At 43.8% G+C, this 22,062-nt stretch carries 21 protein-coding genes; 5 read left to right on the forward strand and 16 right to left on the reverse strand.

Features of this window, described 5'->3' with window-relative positions; all coding sequences use genetic code 11:
* The first annotated feature begins 1 nt into the window (after window position 1).
* Window positions 2-1,813 (forward strand): FUSC family protein, encoded by a 1,812-nt coding sequence (locus M9194_RS02135; protein WP_250610689.1) that lies wholly within the window; start codon window positions 2-4, stop codon window positions 1,811-1,813.
* Between the two features lie 363 nt (window positions 1,814-2,176).
* On the opposite strand, the gene aroG is transcribed toward M9194_RS02135, so the two are convergent.
* The gene (gene aroG / locus M9194_RS02140; RefSeq protein ID WP_250610690.1) at window positions 2,177-3,229 is read right to left on the reverse strand and encodes a 3-deoxy-7-phosphoheptulonate synthase AroG; all 1,053 of its coding nucleotides are present in this window, start codon (window positions 3,227-3,229) and stop codon (window positions 2,177-2,179) included.
* A 288-nt stretch (window positions 3,230-3,517) separates the two neighbouring features.
* Between aroG and M9194_RS02145 the strand changes: the two genes are divergently transcribed.
* Complete coding sequence (locus M9194_RS02145) at window positions 3,518-3,925, forward strand: hypothetical protein (RefSeq protein WP_250610691.1); 408 nt, start codon at window positions 3,518-3,520, stop codon at window positions 3,923-3,925.
* Window positions 3,926-3,927: 2 nt separating this feature from the next.
* Here the strand turns inward: M9194_RS02145 and M9194_RS02150 are convergent, their stop codons facing one another.
* The 7 genes from M9194_RS02150 to M9194_RS02180 form a co-directional block, all read right to left on the reverse strand.
* Complete coding sequence (locus tag M9194_RS02150) at window positions 3,928-4,575, reverse strand: ankyrin repeat domain-containing protein (protein WP_250610692.1); 648 nt, start codon at window positions 4,573-4,575, stop codon at window positions 3,928-3,930.
* Between the two features lie 80 nt (window positions 4,576-4,655).
* Entirely contained in the window at window positions 4,656-4,901 is a 246-nt protein-coding gene (locus M9194_RS02155) for a hypothetical protein (protein ID WP_250610693.1), read from the reverse strand.
* Window positions 4,902-5,134: 233 nt separating this feature from the next.
* The gene (locus M9194_RS02160; RefSeq protein WP_250610694.1) at window positions 5,135-6,250 is read right to left on the reverse strand and encodes a DUF1513 domain-containing protein; all 1,116 of its coding nucleotides are present in this window, start codon (window positions 6,248-6,250) and stop codon (window positions 5,135-5,137) included.
* Complete coding sequence (locus tag M9194_RS02165) at window positions 6,222-7,265, reverse strand: imelysin family protein (RefSeq protein ID WP_250610695.1); 1,044 nt, start codon at window positions 7,263-7,265, stop codon at window positions 6,222-6,224. The genes M9194_RS02160 and M9194_RS02165 overlap by 29 nt, the downstream gene beginning before the upstream one ends.
* An 11-nt stretch (window positions 7,266-7,276) precedes the next feature.
* Window positions 7,277-8,659, reverse strand: coding sequence for a di-heme oxidoreductase family protein (locus M9194_RS02170; protein ID WP_250610696.1), 1,383 nt, complete (start codon window positions 8,657-8,659; stop codon window positions 7,277-7,279).
* Between the two features lie 75 nt (window positions 8,660-8,734).
* Window positions 8,735-9,973 (reverse strand): imelysin family protein, encoded by a 1,239-nt coding sequence (locus M9194_RS02175; protein WP_250610787.1) that lies wholly within the window; start codon window positions 9,971-9,973, stop codon window positions 8,735-8,737.
* A gap of 430 nt (window positions 9,974-10,403) precedes the next feature.
* Complete coding sequence (locus M9194_RS02180) at window positions 10,404-10,970, reverse strand: cysteine hydrolase family protein (RefSeq protein ID WP_250610697.1); 567 nt, start codon at window positions 10,968-10,970, stop codon at window positions 10,404-10,406.
* Between the two features lie 146 nt (window positions 10,971-11,116).
* Between M9194_RS02180 and M9194_RS02185 the strand changes: the two genes are divergently transcribed.
* Entirely contained in the window at window positions 11,117-12,004 is an 888-nt protein-coding gene (locus M9194_RS02185) for a LysR substrate-binding domain-containing protein (protein ID WP_250610698.1), read from the forward strand.
* Window positions 12,005-12,020: 16 nt separating this feature from the next.
* Here the strand turns inward: M9194_RS02185 and cyoE are convergent, their stop codons facing one another.
* The 4 genes from cyoE to M9194_RS02205 all read right to left on the reverse strand — a co-directional run bounded on the left by cyoE (window position 12,021) and on the right by M9194_RS02205 (window position 15,359).
* Complete coding sequence (gene cyoE, locus M9194_RS02190) at window positions 12,021-12,929, reverse strand: heme o synthase (protein ID WP_250610699.1); 909 nt, start codon at window positions 12,927-12,929, stop codon at window positions 12,021-12,023.
* A complete protein-coding gene (locus M9194_RS02195; RefSeq protein WP_250610700.1) occupies window positions 12,926-13,942 on the reverse strand; it encodes a COX15/CtaA family protein in 1,017 nt (338 codons plus the stop codon). The genes cyoE and M9194_RS02195 overlap by 4 nt, the downstream gene beginning before the upstream one ends.
* A 74-nt stretch (window positions 13,943-14,016) precedes the next feature.
* Window positions 14,017-14,565, reverse strand: a complete 549-nt coding sequence (locus M9194_RS02200; RefSeq protein WP_250610701.1) for a hypothetical protein — start codon at window positions 14,563-14,565, stop codon at window positions 14,017-14,019.
* A gap of 44 nt (window positions 14,566-14,609) precedes the next feature.
* Window positions 14,610-15,359, reverse strand: coding sequence for an SURF1 family protein (locus M9194_RS02205; RefSeq protein ID WP_250610702.1), 750 nt, complete (start codon window positions 15,357-15,359; stop codon window positions 14,610-14,612).
* 19 nt (window positions 15,360-15,378) lie between these two features.
* Between M9194_RS02205 and M9194_RS02210 the strand changes: the two genes are divergently transcribed.
* Entirely contained in the window at window positions 15,379-15,606 is a 228-nt protein-coding gene (locus M9194_RS02210) for a DUF2909 domain-containing protein (protein ID WP_250610703.1), read from the forward strand.
* Window positions 15,607-15,635: 29 nt separating this feature from the next.
* Here the strand turns inward: M9194_RS02210 and M9194_RS02215 are convergent, their stop codons facing one another.
* The 4 genes from M9194_RS02215 to coxB are packed head-to-tail and all read right to left on the reverse strand — an operon-like array spanning window position 15,636 to window position 19,917.
* On the reverse strand, window positions 15,636-16,520 hold the full coding sequence (locus M9194_RS02215) for a cytochrome c oxidase subunit 3 (protein WP_250610704.1): 885 nt from the start codon (window positions 16,518-16,520) through the stop codon (window positions 15,636-15,638).
* Window positions 16,517-17,128, reverse strand: a complete 612-nt coding sequence (locus M9194_RS02220; RefSeq protein WP_250610705.1) for a cytochrome c oxidase assembly protein — start codon at window positions 17,126-17,128, stop codon at window positions 16,517-16,519. The genes M9194_RS02215 and M9194_RS02220 overlap by 4 nt, the downstream gene beginning before the upstream one ends.
* A gap of 12 nt (window positions 17,129-17,140) precedes the next feature.
* Window positions 17,141-18,799 (reverse strand): cytochrome c oxidase subunit I, encoded by a 1,659-nt coding sequence (ctaD, locus tag M9194_RS02225; protein ID WP_431769383.1) that lies wholly within the window; start codon window positions 18,797-18,799, stop codon window positions 17,141-17,143.
* 2 nt (window positions 18,800-18,801) lie between these two features.
* Entirely contained in the window at window positions 18,802-19,917 is a 1,116-nt protein-coding gene (coxB, locus tag M9194_RS02230; protein WP_250610790.1) for a cytochrome c oxidase subunit II, read from the reverse strand.
* Window positions 19,918-20,329: 412 nt separating this feature from the next.
* Between coxB and M9194_RS02235 the strand changes: the two genes are divergently transcribed.
* The gene (locus tag M9194_RS02235; RefSeq protein ID WP_250610707.1) at window positions 20,330-22,045 is read left to right on the forward strand and encodes a phospho-sugar mutase; all 1,716 of its coding nucleotides are present in this window, start codon (window positions 20,330-20,332) and stop codon (window positions 22,043-22,045) included.
* Window positions 22,046-22,062: the final 17 nt, after the last annotated feature.

Here is a 22,062-nt window from a genome sequence, read left to right on the forward strand (position 1 = left end):
CATGATAAAACTCAACAATATTCGATATCAACATGCTGCAAGGATCGCACTAGCCGTTGCATTAAGCATGACCGTTACACAACTTCTTCATCTAAACGAAGTATACTGGGCAGGCATTAGTGCGGCCGTCGTTGCTTCGTTTAACGAAGTCGGTCATGTAGCCAGTAAAGCCAAGCAACGTATTGCTGGCACAGTGTGTGGCTGTGTACTTTGGGGCATCATTTCATTCTTTTTTCCATCTTATGGAGCCGTCTATCTGCTCACTTTAATTCTGGTAGCGACACTCGCCTTTACCAATTCCAAGCTAGATCTAAGACACAGTTATTTCTGGCTCTACGGCGCGATCACTTTTTTGCTGTTTAGCACACCTATGGGGCTACCGAACGATACGATAGTACAACTTCATATTGCGCGTATGTACGAAATCATCATAGGCTCTGTGATTGGCTTAGCCACTCACTGGCTAAGTTTTAGCTATCGCGCTTCGAAAGAGCTCGACGAACTGTGGGAAGAGTATCAAAACCAATTTGGCGAGTTTGTTTGGAAACTATATTCTGATTTGAAGACAAAAAATTATACCCATCAAAGTCAGCTCCTATTCGAAGTCAGTAATATCCTTGCCAGCACTAAAAAGCTGGAAGCGAAAATAGCTTCTGCTCAGATGGAAAGAAAAAACGCTCGATATATAGAAAAGATCCGCTTGTGTCGCCAAATCGAGCACTACTTGTATAGTATCAATCATTTGATCTCGGGTTTAAAGGAAAATAAACCGCAAACAGACACTACTACACGTGAGCAAACAAACAACAAAGAAAGAGACTTAGTCGTTAAGTTTGTCGATACGGTATTTAATCACAGCTCTGAGCTTAGCGAGCGACGTATAACACGTATCTCACAATATGTCGTTAAACATCTACTCACTCAAGATGAATATGTAGAGCAGTTTTGGCATCAGTCGTTAGGCTTCATTCAAAATATCGCCAAGGCCATTGAACCTAGCAAACCATATCAACGCCAATGGACCAAACAAGTCACTCGCTTTGAATATTTTAACGCCCTAAGATGGACACTAATTGTTGTGTCATTACCTCTATTTTGGTTATTCCTTGGTTACCAACCCAATGTACAACTTGCCATTACCTCTTTACTTGTGTTGATGTTTTATGAGTCAAACGCAATGCATAAAGGTAAACAAAGGCTGCAGGGCGCAGCGGTCGGATTTTTGTTAGCGGTGCCTGCTTTGGCCATCATAAGTGGAAACCCCATCATTTATTTTATTGTCATACTGGCGGTTAGCTTTGCGTTAGAAGTGACTTTTTTTGCAGCAAAACACAATTACATCGCTCTGCAAGGTGTTATATGCTTTGTTGTTGGCATCGGCTCTGATTCACATCTCGACGCTTCAGTGTCACGGGTTGTGGGCATATTTTTTGGTCTGGTCATTACCTATCTCATTGTAAGGTGGATATGGCCAAAAAATTTGCAGCGTGAGAAAGAAGTGCTAGTAGCACAATCACAGTTTTCGCTGCAGCAATATATAAAGGCGATTAAAGATAGTCGTATACACAGCTATCTTTTTGGCCAAGACAGAACGTTCAATAGCTACTGGCACTGGCAAATCGAGCACGACTTAAATCAGTTGAAAACGGTGGATGTGAACAAGGCCTCTGAATATCTCAATATTTACAACAAATTAAGTCACGACGCCTTTCTTCATTCTTCTCCTATGCCAGGTCATCAGCTAGATAAACATGACGTGTTGCAGCAACTTAGAAATATTTACGAAATAGAACAAAGGCTGTTGAACGTATAGTGATTCTAAACTCTACTTAAGGGTGGAAGGACAAAACAATTCAGGCCCCAAAACGGGGCCTGAAATAATTAGCAATTTACAATGTAAAATTGTTATACCCAAGTTACTTCAAGATGCAGGATTCAGAGCGATGTGAGTGGCCCAACTTAAGGAAAAGGTCTGCCGGAATGGCCATCCATTTCAAAGGCCTTTGACGCGAAAGTGGGCCACTCACACCGCTCCCAAAGGGCGAGTAGATAAGGCTTCACTGCGTTGTTAGGGATGCTCGCCGTAGAATGACTATGCCTCACATCCCTGCCTAGCAGTGAAGCCTTATCTATCTCGCTGAAACTCGCATCTCGAAGTAATTTGGGTATAAAGCAGTTAAATATTTCGTCTTGCTTCAACGGCATCAGCCAACTCGCGCAGTACTTTTTCCGTATCTCGCCAACCGATGCATCCATCAGTGATAGATTGACCGTACACTTCCGCTTTGCCATTCACCAAGTCCTGACGACCTTCTACTAAGTGAGATTCAATCATCACACCAAATATGGCTCTATCGCCTCGCGCTATTTGCGCTGAAACATCTTCAGAGACAATCATTTGTCGCTTGAACTGTTTAGAACTGTTGGCATGACTAAAATCGATCATCAACTTTTGTGGTAAATCAGACGCCGCCAATTTATCCTTGATTTCACGCACGTGCTCAGAGCTATAATTTGGCTCTTTGCCACCACGCAATATGATATGGCAATCTGGGTTTCCAGCGGTTTCAACAATGGCAGAGTGGCCGTACTTAGTTACTGACAAGAAGTGATGTGACGCGCTTGCCGAGCGGATTGCATCTGAGGCGATCTTGATATTACCATCCGTGCCGTTTTTGAAACCCACAGGGCAAGACAAGCCTGAAGCGAGTTCACGATGAACCTGAGATTCAGTGGTACGTGCACCAATGGCTCCCCAGCTAATTAAATCGGCCACGTATTGAGGCGTGATCATATCGAGGAACTCACTCGCTGTCGGAAGTCCCATATCGGTCAAATCGAGCAGCAATTTACGACCAATACGTAGACCATCGTTGAGTTTAAACGTGTCATTCATGTAAGGGTCATTAATTAGCCCTTTCCAACCTACCGTAGTTCGTGGCTTTTCGAAGTAGACTCGCATTACAATTTCAAGCTTATCGCCGAGTTCATCTCTCAGCACTTTTAATCGCTTACCATACTCAATCGCCGCTTCTGGATCATGAATTGAACAAGGGCCTACAATCACTAAAAGACGATCATCTTTATCATTCAGAATATTATGAATCGCTTGACGAGACTGAAATGTCGTTGAAGACGCAGTTTCCGTCGCCGGATATTTTTCCAATACAGCTACCGGCGGTAGTAGCTCTTTTACTTGATTAATTCTTACATCATCGGTTTGGAACATTGCTTCATTTTCCTATTTCATCACTGCGCCCGATTTCACGGTGTCAATCGGTATCTCTTCTCTCTAATGGGAGTAACTTATCGGTTTACACGCAACAGTGCAATCATTAATTTCAACAAAAGGCAATATTAAGTTCGACTTTACATTAATTTCATTTTGTAAACATTAATATACACCCATTTATGGTAAAAACACTCCACCTGCATACCCGTGATTTGAATGCACAACCATTATTTTTGGCCGTTAGCTATACTGATTCAATAAATATATGTGGGATGGATCAGGGAAATGGTGGGAAGAAATGTCCATGGTTCTTGGACGATGAGTTTTGAAGATAGAATTCTAAAGACCAAAGTCACCGGGGCGACCAATGCTGAAGCGGCTAAAATATGGCTTTTGGAAGCAAAGGAGTTAGTTTTATCTTCTTCAGAAGCTGATAGCACACCTTGGGGTGTGTTGAACGATTGCCGCGAGTGGGGGACTTCTGGCTTAGACGATTGGGAATCACACAACCAAACTGTCGATTGGTTAACTCGCCATAACTGTGTCATTTTCGCACTTGTACTAGCGAGTAAAATACAGCATTACTCTGTCGAGCATGGTTTCGTCAATCAGAGCATCGTTAACATTTTCTCCGATTATGACGAAGCTTACCAAGCCTGCCTCAACAAACTGAGTGATCTCAATGGCGGGTAAGCTTACTTCAATAAGTAGTCTATCTCTTGGTCGCTACAAGTACTTTCCATCCAATCTCGTGGACTCATACCAATTGCGTTGGCCACACTCATATTGTGCCTTTGTCGATTCTCATTGAGCATAGTCTTAGCCATCATCAGCTTATCAAGGCGATGGGCCGAATTTTTCTCATGATTTTTCATTACCCAATGTAGCGGCAACGCATCGAACATATTGCCACTATCAGATAAGCTTTTTAAACACTCCCAGTGATGAATATGACCTTTCTCAGCCGAGATATGCAGCGGGCTAAAGCCCCTCTCGTCAAACATAGAAGTGTTTTTCTCTGGCATATAATATGCGAGATCTATTGAACGATGAAATGCAGCGAAGTGAACAGGCAACTGTCCCTGAAGGTTTTTTTGACTTTTAAGTGATGGACGTTGCTGCGCGATCAACTTCGCGTAAGGGTTATTGATCATCAAGGCGTAGTGCAGCATATTATTGCCATTAGAACAGGTTTTATCGCTAACTGGGCCACATTGTTGAATCGTATCCAGAAACCAATCGCAGTCTTCATTTTGAAGCGACTCTAATGGGTTGTAAAACAAGGAGAAAAGATCAACCAAGCCCTTGTTTTTTCTGAACACCTCAATAGATATTTTCTTCATCTAGTACGACCTTTATTGTGAGTATCAATAAAATTTATCTGTTCTACAGTCACTGCTCTCAAACATCCAAACATGACAAGTCAATTTCTATGTTCGTATAGCTCAACATTGGCGTTGATAATCCCCACGTCTCGCAAGGTATCTAACGCTGAATCAGCACTGTCAAAAAGCATAACTTCGTTATTTGATTTCGAAAGGGTCAATATTGAAGTGTCTTTTGTCTGGATCTCTACGATATAACCCGGCCGGTGCTCTTTAACGATAACTTTAACGACATAGCCAAGAGACTCCATTATCTGCAATTTTCCTTGTGTAATCAAAGACATTTTCATACCTATTAATGAATCGACAATTTAACTAGGAAATAGCGGCAAACAACGCAATAGTTGCTCGCAAAAACAATTATTTCCAAGGCCAGGTTTATCTACCATGAGAAAGCGCTAGACTCTAGCATACTCTGTTTCTGGTTTAAATATCTTAAATATAACAAGTGATTAGGTTACGCTACTTATTATTCGCATTTTGTCTAATGCAACTTAGGCACATACTCAGAAGGGTTCTATACTTCCACACTCGTCCAATGATTATCCCAAATAATCCCTGTGTTCACTCGCCGTCTTAGCGACTCCTCTTGTGCAAAGACAATTTGACCTGAGCCAGAACTTAAACAAATCATGTCTTCTCTTACAGCAACTCCGGATACATCCATCAATGGGGCGAGTTCAACAAGATTGCGGGTTTTAATTGACCATATGCCGTAGCAATTCCCGCGTGGAGAAGTAGCGACGACATACTCCTCGTTACACGCGACGCTACCTATGTAGCCGTTAAATCTATCCCACTCTTCAGGCTCTGCATAAAACTCAAAACTTTGCTCTGTCATTTTATGACCGGCGAGTAAAGGGCGAGACTGTAACTGCTGCGCATTGCTTTGCTGACCAAAAAACACCATATCAGTCTTCGAGCAAACCGATAGGTGACGAATACTTAACTGATGGTGCGTCAGTGTTGCTTGCTCCAGTATCCGACCTTGCGGGTTCAAATAGATGAGGCTAGGCTGCATGGTATCCAAGTTCTGTTTTTGTCGCCCTTTAGTGACAATGCCTCCAACTGCAACGACTATTCGGCCATCTTCCATTACCGATAATTCATGTGGTCCAACACCAAACCCCGTTAGCTCATCAACTTTGTTGAATGCTCTATCGGCGTCATAAACGCCGACAATTCCTCTGCAAGTGCCAATTTCTCCCTCACTGGCGTACAACCAACGTCCGCAGTTAGAAAACGCCCCATGTCCATAGTAGAAGCGCCGAGGTGATGACTTTTCAACGTGAACATTTTCACCCGAAGTATAATTAAATACAGTGAAATACGTGCCAGGACGGCGAGAAAATACCACAGCTTGTTGAGAGTTTGGCTCGATGGCTATCCCATGGCCACGTTCTGGCAGAGGCATGCGCAAGATCGGTGTGCCAGCCTTATCGATGACAACAGCAAGATACTCGTTAGAAGTACCCGCTTTTGCTGTTCCAATTAAAGCAGGTTGATCTTGGTCTAGCCCCGCCGACAACATTCGTGACTGGCAACCTAATAGCGTGGGCGACAAAGTCAGCAGCGCGGCTCTAAGTACTGCTCGGCGCGTATGGTCAATCGCCATCAGTGGAATTAAATCCAATAGTGACGCCCAATTTGACTGGCACTTGATCTTGGATCAAATACCTTAATTGATATAGCTTATTAAACTGCAATAGAAGCGACTGGTAACCTTTATGAGTCTGAAGCATCTCAAACAACGTATGCTGATTTGGCCAACTCGCGAGAATAGATTCAAACTGAGCTTGAATGCTGTTTGCAAGCTGCTCATCACCTCGACTTCGCAGAATCCTATCCATGCCATGGCCATCTGCGACATACAGTCTTTGCAGCGCGAGAACATTGAACTTGATATTCTGTATAGAAGTTTTCGAACGCCAAGATTCTGCAAAGTAAGGCTTTGGATATCCTATTTTTGCCATTGTCAGCGATAACTTTTTCATGGTGTAGTCAAGCTGATGCGATAATAAAGAGGTATACGTTGCGAGCCATACTGAATCAGTCAGCTCTCTCCAAGGGTTGTCTTTCTCCCATGCTTTACTAACCGCTAAGGCGTTACGCTCTAGGTTTTTACTTATTGCAACAGCAAGATCACAACTATTGTTATCTTGGCCCAACGTCGATGATGAATCATAGAGTAGCCACTCAAGCGAGCCTAAGCCTTGCACAGCAACGCTTTGCTGTGAGATCTCTGTTGCTGTCCAAGATTTGTTCTGCTGCAATAATCTGAGCATTTTTCGCCCTGTGGTATTCTTTTTATCTGGCCAAAACTGTATGTTCCAGCTTTGTTGTAGCGCCTTTTCTGGCCCCACTTCTTGACCCTGTAAAGCCATCCAGGCTTGCATCGTTTTATACCACACAGATTTTACGCTAGCGTCTGAGTTATTATTTTTCGGTTGAGAACAATACCTCTGAAACGCTAACGTTAAGGTTTTTGCTTGGTGTGCAAAATGCTCTGCCGCAGCGCACTCGACACCGTATACCGATTGATTACTATTGGCGACTGTAGAGTCAGTGCTTGTTGATAGTTGGGTTGACTGACAACCAACCAAAGCCAAGCTGAGCGGATACAATATAAACTTCAATGTCAGTTTCATCTGCGAGCCTCCTACAGAGAATTCAAAAAAGCGATCAAGGCGTCACGTTGCTCATGGTCAAGTTGCAACACGTTGTTTTTCGAGTTTTCGGCTTCGCCGCCATGCCATAATATGGCCTCCATTAAGTTTCTCGCTCTCCCATCATGGAGAAAATAGGTATGCCCGTTCACTTCTTCGGTATAGCCAATCCCCCATAATGGTGGAGTGCGCCATTCTCGACCATTAGCAAGGTACTCAGGGCGATGGTCCGCTAAGCCTTCTCCCATATCGTGCAAAAGCAAATCTGTATACGGGTGAATAGTTTGGTTTGAAAGTGCAGGAAGCCCCTCTCGAAAGCCCGTTTTAACGTCCGTCTTGTGGCAGGCTGCGCAGCCAGATTGAACAAATATCGATTGTCCTTGCTGCACTTGTTCGTTGTCTGCATTGCGACGGACGGGCACGGCTAGATGTTGAGAATAGAATTCGACGAAACGTAAAATATTATTGCTGACTTCTGGTTCTCCACCGCTAGGAAGCTTCGCGCAAATCTCTTGTTTGTCTGTGCAGTTTTCATTAGGGAAAAGCGCACTTGTTAGACCAATATCACCATTAAATGCTGCTGCATTTTGCTGCATTAGTGTAGGCTGACCCGCTTTCCATCCAAAACGGCCGACCGCAAACTTCTCTTTTTGTACATCCCATACCCAGTTAACTTTCCCTGATACACCGTCAGCTCCTGAGTTTTGCTCTTCCGCCCATTTTAAAAGAGTTGCTTCAGGAATACTCTCCAATAGCCCTAAACCAATCATCGGCGGCGCAACTCGAGCAGAGAATTGTGTTCCAGGGTGCATAGGGCCATATTGCAAATCGACAATTTCGACCTTTGGTTGTCTTAACGTCACCTGAGTCCCATCGGCAAACAAGATCGATTTGTCACTATAAGTAATATGGACTCGCCCTTCAGACAGTTGGTTTGGCAAAGCAAAATCTTGCAGCTGGCCACCGTAAGTTGGCTCAGGCACTACACCCTCACGTTTTAAGGTTTGTTTTTGCACATCTGTCGATGCAGGAATACTGAGACGGACAAGCATAGATACTGCATGGGGATCACCTTTCTCAGGAGGGTGACCTCGTCCATCTTTTATATGACAATTCTGACAGCCGTTAGTATTGAATAAAGGACCTAAACCATCTCTGGCGTCGGTAGAAGCAGGGGCTTGTACCCAAGGGTTACGAAAAAAGCTATTTCCAACACTAAAGTCGAGTTTTTTGCTCAGTGGTAGGTTAGATGCAGGCAAAGAAAAGGCATTCGGTCCTTCTTTTTTGACACTTGTTGCGCCACCGGAGCGCGCATCAAAAGCAAAAGTTTGACTAGAAGCGAAAATGGCCAGAATAATTAGTGAATAAAACTTCAAGTGTATCTCGTATTTCTATAAGTTAGGGCAAACAACAAAGGGCTCAAACGAGCCCTCAATTAAGCGTAATTGGTGTCAGAAATCATGGTCTGCGGTATCAGGGTTTAAGTCGGTAATGCCAATAATGCTCGCCGCCCTTTCAATCGAAGCGGTCTGATTGACTAAGGCCACAATTGCGCCATTAACTATCTTATGACCTCGCTTGTTGTTTGCGGCAATGAGCTGATCAAAGTGTTGGTTGTCTTTTTCTGCAGAATCAACAAGCTTGTGAACTTCGCTTAACGCATTATCAAAGTCTGTTTTGATTTGTCGCTCCGCTTGCTGATTTGTTTGTGCCACTAGGCTTGCAATACTTGCACCACGCAACGTTGAGCCATCGACTCGTAGATAAGTTCCGGTATAAACATTGTAGATACCTTTCTCATTGTAATAGTGTGAATAGTGGGTATTGTCGGAAAAGCAATCATGCTCGTCTTCAGTTGAATTGGCTTCAAGTGCGACTTTCATCCGTTCACCAGCCAGCTCACCGAGTGACAGTGACCCCATACCAAATAGAATTCGACGCAAGCCTTTTTCCGCAGACTCATTCAGTAGGGTTTGCCTATAATTATTTTTACTATTCGCAGACCACTGCCCTTCCATCCAGGTGAGATCGTTGACCAATAAATCTGCTGCTGCTTTTAAGTATTGGCTACGGCGATCACAATGACCATTAGTACAACCTTTACCAACAATAAAGTCTGTGTAAGGTCGATTCCCTGCCCCACTCTGGGTACCATTCAGATCTTGTCCCCATAACAAAAATTCAATCGCATGATACCCTGATGCGACATTAGCTTCAGAGCCGCCAAGTTCGTTAAGCTTCACTAACAACTCAGCGTTGAGTTCACTGGCATCGATGCTATTGTTACCCACTTTTATTTTTTCGTTGGCTACTATGTTCGCAGTAGCACCTTCATTGCCTAGCTCGTACTGATAGTCAGACGACACATAGTCAATCAGCCCTTCATCCAGTGGCCACGCATTCAGCTGCCCTTCCCATTCATCGACAACAGGGTTTCCAAAGCGAAAGACCTCCGACTGCTGATAAGGTACACGTGATGCGCGCCATTCATTTTTAACCTTCTCCAAACCAGATTTTGAAGGTGAGGCGAGAAACGTATCAATTGAGCCTTGCAATCGCTTTGCCGTAATCAATGCATCAGAATATACCGCATGAGCGAGATCGGCATAATGTTCAACAACTTGTTGCTTGGTTACCTCTGCACTGGCTGTGCTGCTAAAGGTCGCAGTGAAGGACATGCCCAACACCATCCATAACTTGTGAGTATCCATTTTATTCTTCCTTGAACCTCTTTTAGGCATCGAGTGAAAGTTGCCAATAACCCAATCGCTAATGAGATTAATTATTAATTACATTTGCAGAATGTAACTATTATTTTGATATTTGCAATTCTTTATCATTGAAAAACAAAATGGATCACAATTAAAAAGATATAAGATGGGAATGATTGGATTGATTATATGAGCATGTTTTCACTGATATAGAGAGGGAAAACTGTCGAATTGTTGGATAAGAACTAACGGTTTAGCTCTTCAAATAACTTGGTGTTGGATCTACTCTCGATGAGTCAGGTCGCAGAAAATAAAAAATCGCCCGCGTAGCTGAGGGCGAAAAAATAAGACATCAATGTCTTAAAATATAATGAACACATAGGAAAAAACAAAAGCTAATGCTCTAAAATTACGCTATTTCATCGGCTCTAATGATATTCGCAATTCGTGATAGCGTATTGATTGACGTAACATGCTCTTCTTGATCAGCAGCAGCGCAAGCATCTTCAATAATAGTGACTTTATAGTCTCGGTCATGCGCGTCACGTGTCACCGCTTGGATAGCCCATGTCGTGCTTACCCCGCAAACGTACAGTTCATCGATTTTATTCGCACGTAATACAGGCTCAAGTGTTGTGCCATAAAACGGGTTCACGCGTGGCTTCGCCAGTACAAAATCCGTCGATTTCACATCTAAATCTTCATGAAACTCTGTACCAAACTCTCCTAACTCGAGAGCTTTAAACTCGTTAGCTTTACCGAAAACTGGTGAGCTCTTTGGCTGAGCATGATAGTTAGACTCAAATCCAACCTTCACTAAAATAGTTAGCCAATCGTTGTCACGAGCATATGAAAGCGCTTTATTGGCATGTTCAATAGCGTTTTGCTCTTTAGTGTGCGCAGCACAAGAGGGAATTTTACCATCTGGGTGACAAATATCGTTGATAAAATCAATTACGAGAAGTGCTTTACTCATCTTTTAAAACCTTTCTTAGTGGGGTAAGCAACCGCCTTAAGTCAAGCGGTCAGTCTATTTTTCATCTGCAAACAGTATATTGTTGTAGCACTAAAATAAAAATCGATATACATTAACTAATATGTAAGGTTTGCTAACAAATCAATATGAGAGATCTCCCTCCTTTAAAAACGTTGCCCGTATTTTTGAGTGTTTGCCATCACTTAAATTTTACAAAAGCGGCTGAAGAGCTTTGTATTACTCATTCTGCGGTGAGTCAAAACATTCAAAACTTAGAATCTTTTCTGGGCAAAAAACTAATAAACCGGACAACTCGCCACATGGAGTTAACCGCAGAAGGAGAGCGCTACAGGCAAAGTATTGAAGAAGGAATGAATCTCATTGTCAGAGCAACACAACGTGAAATGCAGTCTGACAAACAAGTGTACCTCAATTCTATCCCAACACTTGCGCTAAAATGGCTGATTCCAAGGTTGCCAAACTTTACTACTTCGTATCCTGATATTGAATTGAGACTATCTGCCATATCATTGTCTGACTTTGATATCGATGCGGATAATTTGGACTTGGCGATAGGTTATGGGAGTAGCCCCGATTGGTGGCCTGAAAGTGTTGCCAAAGAGTGGATTCAAGACCAAATATTACTCGTTGGACAGCCAAGCATTTTAGAAAAGTACCAATCATTGGAAGAAATACTCGCCAATGAAACTCAAATTTGGGTAAAAGATCGATATCGACAGCCAGATTGGCAGCAATGGGCATCCGCTAAAAATCAGTCACTTAGCGCCCATACGAAAAAGCAAGTGTTTGAAAATTCCACTCAAGCTATCCAAGCGGCCATCGCTGGACTTGGCATTTTTGTCACGCATAATATATTCGTAACCGACGAGCTATCTTCCGGGTTACTCAAAAATTTAGCTGAACCTGCTGTGACCATTGACTCTTGGTACTACATACTTTGCCGCCCAGACAAAGTACGCAGCAAAAACGTTAAAGCCGTCATTCAGTGGCTTATGGAACAAGTCAAAGATTAGCGTGTGTGAACCCAAATCACATCAAGTAGTGGTCAGCTAACAAAGCAATAAACAGCATCATCAAATGGTAAATAGAGAACTTAAATGTGCTTATCGCTGATTTTTCATCTTGATAGTATTTTAGCTGCCAAGCGGAATAAATAAATCCGGCACTCAGCACCGATGAAATGACCAGATAAATAATACCCGACATACCCACTAGCACAGGCAGTAAGCAGACAATACTAAGCAGCACCGTATAAAGCAATATAGATGTTTTGGTGTACTCTACGCCGTGGGTAACCGACAGCATGGGGATCTTAGCCTTGGCATAATCGTCTTTCCTGTGAATCGCTAAAGCCCAAAAATGAGGAGGCGTCCATACAAAAATAATCATGACTAACAGCCAAGCGTGGGCGTGCAGTTCTCCGGTCACCGCGCACCAGCCTAATAATGGAGGCATAGCGCCTGCTAACCCAGCGATCACGATATTTTGTGGTGTCGCTCTTTTCAGATACATAGTGTAAACCACCGCGTATCCCAGCAAGCTAAATAAAGTCAACCAAGCGGTGAGCTTATTCACGCCCATATACAGTGCCACGAAACCAACCACACCGATGGAGGTGGCAAACATAAACACTTTGGATGACTGAATATCCCCGGAAGGGAGAGGACGTTTGAATGTTCTCGCCATAACCGCGTCGATCTTTTGATCGATGAGATGGTTATAAGCGGCAGCTGAACCCGCCATCAAGCCAATTCCCAGCAACCCAAGTAAAGCCTGCTGAATAGGTAACGCATCTGGTAGTGCCAAACACATCCCGACTAACGCTGTCAGGAGCATAAGCGCCACAACTTTTGGCTTGGTCAAAGCTAGGTAGGTTCTCCAAACGGGTTTTGAGCCTGTTTTCGACAAGCTCAGCTCTGAAGTCACAACTTTACTCATTGAACACTCTCCTTGTTCAGCTCCATTACACTGACAGGCTGCCACATTAAATAATTAGCATATAAAACAGTCACTAGAAGCAATGCCGCGCCAATATTGTGAGCTACCGCTACTGCTAAAGGAAGGGCAAACACGACATTGCTAACTCCGAGTAAAATTTGCAACGCCAGTACGATGAGCAAGTACCAGCCGACTTTCGAAAGTAATTCATCCTTCTGCCGTAAACATTTGACTGCTAATGCTATAACAACAATCGCCGTTACGATTGCACCAATTCTATGAGCCACGTGGATCGTCATTCTTGCTTCGTAATCTAAAACACCAAATTCATAGTTGTCATAACCAGAGTGAACTAGCGTAAAAGCGTTCACCACATCAAGGTTATTGACCCAATCTCCTTCGCAAATAGGCAGCCCCGTGCACATGAGCGCAGCATAATTTGACGACGTCCAACCGCCTAACATGATTTGCCCGATGACAAAGACAAAAGAGATCATCGCTAACACGGGAAGAATGGGAGAAAAGGATTGATAGCCTGTCGATAATCGCCGATCGGTAACTTTCCAATATAAGATAAATAGGGCACTAAGAAGAGCAAAACCGCCCAATAAATGCCCCATCACGACGATAGGCATCAATTTTAAGGTCACTGTCCACATTCCAAGTAGCGCTTGAAATACGATCAGAGAACAAAGCCCTATCGAGAAAGTTAACGGGACTTTTTTCTGCCATGCGGCAACAAATGCGATGACGAATACTAGCAGCCCTAGGGTACCAGCAAAATATCGGTGAATCATTTCAAGCCAAGCTTTATCGGCCTCGACCTCCAAGCCAGGAAAAAGAATATTTGCACGTAAAATATCTTTTCCATCGGTGGGCACAGCAAAATGCCCATAACACCCAGGCCAATCCGGGCAACCTAAGCCTGCATCTGCTAAGCGCGTGTACGCCCCAAGCATGATAACAATAAACGTTAGAACTAAGCTCAACCTTACCAACACTTGCAATTTCATACGCTCTCCTTAGCTTTGCATACAGGTTGTGACAACTTTGGCTCAATCAGCAATCTATCTATTCTTTGTTCGCTTTACCCCACTCGAGATAACTTCAACAGTTTTTTGAGATCAGCCAGGAGTCCCTTCGATTGAGAGACCAGCATATTGGCGTTGTCTGGCTTCGGGTAACGCATAACGAGCTGTCCTAATGGGTCAACAATGACGTATTCGGAATCATGTACTTGAGAGGTAAACGCGTTACTTACATCTATAAATTTGAATGGGTAATCTTTTTTGACGGAAACGTCACTAGTGGGGCTTAAGAAAACAACTGGAGTCACCCTTGCTTGATATTTACCTAATGCGGTATAGCTTTGACCAAGCAAATATAGCTGCTGACCACAAAACCTATCGCACTTTTCTGGCACAACAAAACCTAGTTGCCAGGTTTGACTTTGTAGCGGATTTTGTAATCCCAGAGATTTGAAACTGACTGAAGGCTCAAACAACTCACCGTTATTTGTTACCCCCGATTGGTACCAGTTATTACTCAAAATGAGCTTCGCCACAATGACGGGCAGTACAAACAATACTACTAAGCTAATGAGTATAAGGCGACCTCTAACAACTCGATTTTTCACTACGTACTCCTAGGGTCTCGTGACCTATTATTAGGTCGTTGTTTTTATGTACCTTGAACAGATTTATGCTTGTGTCTAATTCTTATTACCGCTCGGCATAGTACCCAGCCAATGAGTATCACCAATGCCATTGCCATGGAGAACCATTGCAGTGCGTAACCAAAATGTTTTTGCGAGCTGAGAGGCACGGGCTGCCATGGTTGAGGGTATAGCCAGCCTTGTTGGATCGGTTGAAACAAATAGGGCTTGATTTCAACGCCAAACACCGCTTCTAATTCACCCATATTCAAATTTTGCACTCTGATTGGCTGAGTATTTTCCAGCCCTAGTTCATTGCTAAGAGGGTTTGATAAACGCTGGTATATTCGACCCTGCAAACTTTCTGGCTTTGATAACCACTCAATAGTTGGTAGCTGGCTTCTGTCTTTACTGCCTTTTACGAACCCTCTCTCCAGTAAAAAATAACGGCCTTGCGTACTAACCATCAATTGGTAGGCTAAATACCCTACATTACCTTTCAACGTTTGGTTGTCTAACAACAAATATTTACCTGCTACAGGAGTTACTCTAGTTTTCACTTTTTGTCCTGTATAGCCCATATTTTCATCACTCTGTCCCAGACTTAAAAACTCATCAAAATCGATAGGATCTTTTGCAACGTTTATTTCAAGCTGTGACTCAATTCGTTGTTTTTCATATCCACGAGATAGTTGCCAGAAGCCTAATTTGACCAATAAGAAAAGTACGACCAATGTTAATACTGCACATGCCCAAAAGTTCTTTGATTTCAACAATATTAAAAGAGGATTCGTTATGGTCTTAGTGTTCAAAATTGCGTTAGTTTTTATGCTACTTTTCATCGTGTTTAACCTTGCAAAAGCAATGGTTCAAATGGTCAAAGAGCCGTCCAATGACACTGAAAGCGTTAAGCCTATGAGCCATTACTTAGGTAGACGTGTTTTGTTATCTGCGATCGTTGTCCTTATGCTCATTATTGCGCTGACCAGTGGCTGGTTAGAACCTAACCCAAGGCCATATTAACGGCCTAAAAAACCTCTATGTCCTGCTCATCACAGGACATAGACAAAGATAAACAAGCTCAACCAAACCACATCAACGAAGTGCCAATACCAGCTTCCAGCTTGGAATGCGAAGTGATCTTTGGGAGTAAAGTGATCTTTGGCAATGCGCCCTAGTAAAACGATAAGGAAAATGGTACCTAAGCAGACATGGAGTCCGTGAAAGCCCGTTAGCAAAAAGAAGGTATTGCCGTACACACCTGACTGCAAAGTAAGTCCAAGTTCCTCGTAAGCATGAATGTACTCTATTGATTGGTAATATAAGAAGAAGCCCGCCAGAATGATGGTGATTTCTAACCAGACAATCAGAGCCATGCGTTTGTTTTTTTCTAGACTGACGTGTGCGAAGTGTAGCGTTACCGAAGAAAGTAGAAGAATGATGGTGTTCATTAAAGGCAGGCCATCCCATGGCATGGCTTGTGTGAGTTCACCCGCTGGCGTTTCAAGCAATGGCCAAACAGCTTCAAAGGTTGGCCACAATACCTCGTTTGTCATCGCATTGTTCGACGCACCACCCAGCCAAGGCACAGAGATCATGCGAGCATAAAACAGCGCCCCAAAAAATGCGCCAAAGAACATGACTTCCGAGAAAATAAACCAGCTCATCCCCTGCCGAAACGAGCGGGTAATTTGAGGAGAGTAATAACCTGATAGCGATTCGGTAACCACATTAGTAAACCAACCCGCCAACATATACAAAAGGATAACGAAACCGATGGCCAGGACAACATTACCAAATACTCGGCCCGTACCACCCGTTTCCATATGTTGAACCGTTAGTCCCGCACCGACGGCCACTAAGAAAAGTGCTATTGCCCCGACTATCGGCCAAGCGCTGTGCGCCGGGACATAATAGCGTTGAAATTTTGAACTCATAACTTCGCTCCTTGTTGTGAGCTAATTTCCATATTGTTTGTAGACTTGCCCTTGGCTAATGTATTGTCCTTATTCACTTTCTCACTGATATTAAACAAGGTGTAAGACAGTGTTAGGGTATGGATAGACTTGGGAATATCTGGCTCTATATAAAAAATCAATGGCATCTTTGCTTCTGACTTACCATCTAGTGGTTGCTGATTGAAACAAAAACACTCGATTTTATTAAAGTAGGTAGCACCTAAACCTGGAGACACCGAGGGTACAGCTTGACCCGTGGTAAAACTGCCGGACAAGTTTTTTGCTATGTAATTGGTTTGAATCACTTGCCCCGGATGCACTTCCATCACTTTTTGCTCTGGCACAAATGACCAAGGCATATCGGGATTAATGTGAGACATAAACTCGATTCGCACAATACGAGAGGTATCGGGTACCATACCCTTGGGTTGAATAGCAGAAACCGTATTGGTTTTGCCATTAATCCCTAATGCATCACACATAACGTCATACAAAGGAACAAGCGCAAACCCAAAGCCAAACATCCCTACTACCGCTATCAATAGCTTCACGATCAGCGCTTTATTTTTATTTTCCACTTGCTCCATTACTGCACCTTATCAATCAATTTTCGGTGGAGTTTCAAATGTATGATGAGGCGCTGGGCTTGGCACCGTCCATTCTAATCCTTCGGCTCTCTCCCAAGGTTTCGCTGGCGCATTTTCTCCACCACGAATGCACTTGATAACTAACCAAAGGAATATGAGTTGAGATAGGCCGAACGCAAACCCACCAATCGAGACGATTTGATTCACATCAGCAAATTGTATGGCGTAGTCAGGAATACGCCGTGGCATACCCGCTAAGCCAAGGAAGTGCATAGGAAAGAATAGGAGATTGACAGAAATGATTGAGCACCAAAAGTGCCACAAACTTAATCGGTGATCGTACATATGTCCGGTCCATTTTGGCAGCCAATAGTATGCGGCCGCCATAATGGAAAATACTGCGCCTGACACAAGAACGTAATGGAAATGCGCGACAACAAAATAGGTATCATGGTATTGGAAATCAGCTGGTACTATCGCGAGCATCAACCCTGACAAACCGCCAATGGTGAACAAGATGATAAAGGCGATAGCAAATAGCATCGGTGTTTCAAATGTTAACGCGCCACGCCACATCGTCGCCACCCAGTTAAACACTTTAACTCCCGTTGGCACCGCAATCAGCATAGTGCAGTACATGAAAAACAGTTCGGCAAAAACGGGCATTCCAGTGGTAAACATATGGTGGGCCCAAACGATGAACGACAACAAGGCGATACTGCATGTCGCGTAGACCATAGAATGGTAACCAAACAGCTTCTTACCACTGAAAGTAGGGATAATCGCAGACACAATGCCAAACGATGGCAAAATCATGATGTACACTTCTGGGTGGCCGAAGAACCAGAATATGTGTTGGAACATCACAGGATCACCACCGCCAGCTGCATCAAAGAAGCTTGTGCCAAAATACTTATCGGTAAGTACCATGGTGACGGCCCCTGCGAGAACCGGCATGACTGCAATTAATAGGAAAGCGGTAATCAACCAAGTCCAAACAAACATAGGCAACTTGAACCACGTCATGCCAGGCGCTCGCATATTGAAAATCGTGACAATGACATTAATGGCGCCCATGATGGAGCTGATCCCCATGATATGGACTGAGAAGACAAACAAGGCCGTACTGTCTGGCCCGTAGGTAGTGGATAACGGGGCGTAGAAGGTCCAACCAAAATCAGGTCCGCCTCCTTCGGTAAACAAAGACGCGAGCAATATCAGAAACGCAAAAGGCAAAATCCAAAAACTTAAGTTGTTCAACCGAGGCAACGCCATATCTGGCGCGCCAATCATCATTGGGATCATCCAGTTTGCAAGGCCGGTAAATGCAGGCATCACGGCACCAAAAACCATCACCAGCCCATGAACGGTGGTCATCTGATTAAAAAAATCTGGATCGACAAGCTGTAACCCTGGTTGAAACAGCTCAGCCCGAATCACCATGGCCATCGCACCACCAACCAAAAACATGATAAAACTAAACCATAGGTATAAGGTGCCTATATCTTTGTGATTGGTAGAATATATCCAACGAGCAATGCCTGACGGTGCATGATGATCATGGTCATGACTTATATCATGCTCATCGACCGCGATAGTGCTGTTGGCTCCTCCCAATTCGGCATCAGCGACTGGAGCGGATTTTATCTCATGTTCTTTAGACATCGTCATGGTCACTCCTTGGACTCTTGGTCTATTACCGCATTGACATCCGCCGCTTGGACAACGTCTCCCATATCGTTACCCCACGCATTTCGTTGATATGTCGTTACCGCAGCTATTTCTTGTTGAGTTAGTTGGTTGGCAAAGGCTTGCATCGCTGTACCACTTTTACCGTTGATAATGATGTTTAGGTGGTCAGTAACGTCTCCTGTAGCAATTTTACTTCCTTTAATCGCTGGGAATGCTCCTGGGACGCCGAGCCCATTGAGCTGGTGACATACCGCACATCGGTCAATGTACACTTGCTCACCAATACTCATGAGCTCTTCTTTCGGTAACACGTTACCTAATGCCGCTTGAGCGGCTTTTCGAGCTTCTGCCATTTCGATTTTTTTGCCAGCAAGCCATTGATCATATTCACCCTCTTCAACCGCTTTCACCACAATCGGCATAAAGCCATGAGCTCGGCCGCAAAGCTCGGCGCACTGGCCTCGATAAACGCCCGGTTTATCGATTTTTGTCCACGCTTCATTGATGAAGCCTGGAATAGTGTCTTTTTTCACCGCAAATGCAGGTACCCACCAAGAATGAATCACGTCATCAGACGTCAATAAAAATCGAACTTTTCGGTTAATCGGCAAGACAAGTGGATTATCAACTTCAAGAAGATAGTTAGCCCCCTTGGGCTCTTCTCCATCAATTTGCTTCGCTGAGGTCGAAAGCAAACTGAAAAACTCAACATCTTCACCAAAATAGCTGTAGTGCCACTTCCATTGGGAGCCGGTAACAATTACTGTCAGATCTGATTGACTAGTGTCTTCCATTGCAACCAATGTTTTTGTTGCAGGTATTGCCATTGCAACCAATATAATGATGGGAATCACCGTCCAAATGATTTCTACTTTGGTGCTTTCATGGAAATGCGCTGCGACAGCCCCTTTGGATTTACGGTGATAAATGATGGAGTAAAACATGGCTCCGAAGACAACAATCGCGATGACAACACATATCCAGAAAATGAGCATGTGCAAATCGTAGACTTTACTGCTGATGTCCGTGACACCCTTCGTCATATTAAATTGTTGTTGCTCGGCGGAGACAGCCGGATACGTAGCACCCAAGAACATGAAACCGGCATACAGCCCACGCTTGCTTATTGACCTATTCAAAAGACTCTCTCCTCTCTACCCTGATTTTTAAATATGCCTTACTTGGCAACGGTCTTTTCGCGTAAAAGCCCTGAGCGCTATTCCAACTCGTTTAGGTCTCCCTAAATACAGCGGATTTATCGATGCGCTTGGTGGGTTTTGTTATATTTATGTAAGTTAACGTTAGTTAACGATTTTGATTAGTTCAAGAAAGTCCTAGCGCATAAATTTTTTACATTCATTTCTGATGCTTACGTCAATAAATGATAAAAAAATACCAATATTTTTGAGGTGTGTATCACTGAACGAATTTATACTAAATAAGTAACATTTTAGTCACTATATTAAACTTAGAATTCGACCTCTAATTAATACGAGTAAGGCTTCAAATATGAACCCCAATGTGACCCACTGGTTAGAAAGAGATCCAGACCCACGAACAAGAGAAGAGCTGCAATATCTTATCGAAGAAAAGATGCTCGACGAGATAGAAGACAGATTCAAAGGTCGCCTAGAATTTGGCACAGCGGGCCTACGCGGACTTATGGGCTGTGGTCCAAACAGGATGAATAGACTTGTCATTCAAGAAACCGCTACCGGCCTAGGGCACTACCTGATTCGACACGTAAAGAACGCCGTTTCAAAAGGCGTCATCATTGGCTACGACGGCCGATTTGATTCCAAACAATTTGCTCATGATACTGCCTCCGTATTAGCCGCTCTGGGTATTAAGGTATACATCACGAGTAAAGAGTCGCCAACACCGCTCATTGCCTTTGGTGTCAAGCACTTAAATACGGCAGCCGGTGTTGTCGTTACTGCCAGCCACAACCCTCCGGAGTACAACGGTTTTAAAGTGTACTGGGAAAATGGCGCACAAATTATTCCACCTCATGACAGAGGCATCGCAGCTGAAATTGAAGATGCATCAACAAAAGCTATCCCGCTCATGTGTCTTGATGATGCCAAGAAAAAAGGTCAACTAGAGTGGCTGTCTGATGAGTACTTTAACGCCTATCGCCGTTCAATGGTCAACAGCCCAATTTTGGGTAATCATACCAACCCAGCTTGCCTGACCATTGCTTACACTGCCATGCACGGAGTGGGCGCAGAGATGGCGGAAGGGCTCTTACACGATATCGGCTTTAAAAACGTGTTAAGTGTGGTTGAACAACGTAGACCTGATCCTAACTTTCCTACTGTCAAATTTCCGAACCCCGAAGAAGATGGGGCGATGGACAAGGTCATCGAAATGGCTGAATCACTCAAAGCGCAAATTGCTTGCGCCAATGACCCAGACGCCGATCGATTCGCCGCAGCCGTACAACAACCGAACGGCCAATATAAGATGTTAACGGGTGATCAAATAGGTGTACTCTTAGGCCATTACCTGCTAACGAAAACTGATCCCACAAAACAACTGGTCGGAAATACCATTGTTTCCTCTCGTTTACTCGGGAAAATTGCTACCGAAATGGGCGCTAAACACTACGAAACGCTCACTGGTTTTAAGTGGCTCAGCAATATGGCTATGCAAATCGAATCCGAAGAGCATCAGTTTTTATTCGCCTACGAAGAAGCCATTGGCTATACGATTGGTAAACAAGTTTGGGATAAAGATGGTATATTTACTTGCGCGGTATTCGCACAGCTGGCTGCTGAAGCGTACAACCAAAACAAGACCATCTGGGATTACTTAGAGTTTCTATATCGAAAATACGGACTCTATTTGAACGCTCAAAAAAGTATCCACCTAGAGCCCGACTCTAAACCCATCGGTGATCAGTTACGGAAAAACCCACCAAGCCGTATCGCGGGATTACAAGTCGTGCAAATCGATGATTTTAAAGAGTCTCTACGTTTTTACATCGATGAGCTGACCCAACCGTTACCTTATCCAGCCAGTGATGTGGTGATTTATTATCTAGAAGATCAATCTCGGATCATTATCCGCCCTTCCGGCACCGAGCCCAAAGTAAAATGCTACTATGAGGTCGTTGGCGAGATAGCCCAGCAAGAGAGCTACCTCGACGCCATGAAACGTGTGGAAAGCCAAATGGAGACGTTAGTCTCACAGCATCAGCAGAGTTTAAGTCAATTGGATTAGAGAGTTATGCCGATTTG

This window comes from Vibrio sinus (assembly GCF_023634645.1).
In the GTDB taxonomy this organism is placed as follows: Bacteria; Pseudomonadota; Gammaproteobacteria; order Enterobacterales; family Vibrionaceae; genus Vibrio; species Vibrio sinus.

Bases quoted from the DNA above. Each gene is read 5' to 3' on its own strand.
- M9194_RS02220 (WP_250610705.1), bottom strand. From the start codon at position 17,128: ATGGAGCAAGTGGAAAATAAAAATAAAGCGCTGATCGTGAAGCTATTG.
- coxB (WP_250610790.1), bottom strand. From the start codon at position 19,917: ATGTTCTTGGGTGCTACGTATCCGGCTGTCTCCGCCGAGCAACAACAA.
- M9194_RS02150 (WP_250610692.1), bottom strand. From the start codon at position 4,575: ATGAAGAAAATATCTATTGAGGTGTTCAGAAAAAACAAGGGCTTGGTT.
- M9194_RS02135 (WP_250610689.1), top strand. From the start codon at position 2: ATGATAAAACTCAACAATATTCGATATCAACATGCTGCAAGGATCGCA.
- M9194_RS02195 (WP_250610700.1), bottom strand. From the start codon at position 13,942: ATGAAATTGCAAGTGTTGGTAAGGTTGAGCTTAGTTCTAACGTTTATT.
- ctaD (WP_431769383.1), bottom strand. From the start codon at position 18,799: ATGACGATGTCTAAAGAACATGAGATAAAATCCGCTCCAGTCGCTGAT.
- M9194_RS02235 (WP_250610707.1), top strand. From the start codon at position 20,330: ATGAACCCCAATGTGACCCACTGGTTAGAAAGAGATCCAGACCCACGA.
- M9194_RS02145 (WP_250610691.1), top strand. From the start codon at position 3,518: ATGGTGGGAAGAAATGTCCATGGTTCTTGGACGATGAGTTTTGAAGAT.
- M9194_RS02210 (WP_250610703.1), top strand. From the start codon at position 15,379: ATGGTCTTAGTGTTCAAAATTGCGTTAGTTTTTATGCTACTTTTCATC.
- aroG (WP_250610690.1), bottom strand. From the start codon at position 3,229: ATGTTCCAAACCGATGATGTAAGAATTAATCAAGTAAAAGAGCTACTA.
- M9194_RS02215 (WP_250610704.1), bottom strand. From the start codon at position 16,520: ATGAGTTCAAAATTTCAACGCTATTATGTCCCGGCGCACAGCGCTTGG.
- M9194_RS02180 (WP_250610697.1), bottom strand. From the start codon at position 10,970: ATGAGTAAAGCACTTCTCGTAATTGATTTTATCAACGATATTTGTCAC.
- M9194_RS02165 (WP_250610695.1), bottom strand. From the start codon at position 7,265: ATGAAACTGACATTGAAGTTTATATTGTATCCGCTCAGCTTGGCTTTG.
- cyoE (WP_250610699.1), bottom strand. From the start codon at position 12,929: ATGAGTAAAGTTGTGACTTCAGAGCTGAGCTTGTCGAAAACAGGCTCA.
- M9194_RS02155 (WP_250610693.1), bottom strand. From the start codon at position 4,901: ATGTCTTTGATTACACAAGGAAAATTGCAGATAATGGAGTCTCTTGGC.
- M9194_RS02185 (WP_250610698.1), top strand. From the start codon at position 11,117: ATGAGAGATCTCCCTCCTTTAAAAACGTTGCCCGTATTTTTGAGTGTT.
- M9194_RS02175 (WP_250610787.1), bottom strand. From the start codon at position 9,973: ATGGTGTTGGGCATGTCCTTCACTGCGACCTTTAGCAGCACAGCCAGT.